Source organism: Bradyrhizobium sp. Kon58 (genome assembly GCF_055807455.1).
In genome coordinates this window covers 1-317 of the sequence record NZ_JBVVOT010000285.1, presented here as the reverse complement: position 1 = coordinate 317, position 317 = coordinate 1, and the positions used below count along the sequence as shown (strand labels likewise).

Genomic DNA, 317 nt, shown 5'->3' with positions numbered 1-317 from the left:
AATCTTATCACTCTTACCCTTCTCGACTAACTTCCGATATATGGAAATTGCGCGACTGTTAGGAGTCTTGCCGCGCGCCCCCCGCAACGGGCATCACGGCGGTACGTTCAGGCGCGGTGGGGTTCACGTGATCAACGAGCGCCAACGCCGTTCCAGGACGCCAAACCGGGCGTCCGGCTTCACGCAGACCGCTGAACGCCTGCGGGCTGGTGTATTCGTTGACGCCGTCGCTTGATGGCAGTGGCCGAGACTGCGCTGTTTGAGCATCACGATCACCTGTACCTGGTCACCGATGGCCGCGATGAGATACGTGCCAA

Annotated in this window: 1 protein-coding gene; it reads right to left on the bottom strand. The window is 59.9% G+C overall.

Translation table 11 applies throughout. From position 1 onward, the window contains the following. Positions 1–123 precede the first annotated feature (123 nt). The coding region (locus tag AC0L20_RS40500; protein ID WP_473295746.1) for a hypothetical protein at positions 124–317 on the bottom strand (194 nt) is incomplete at its 5' end.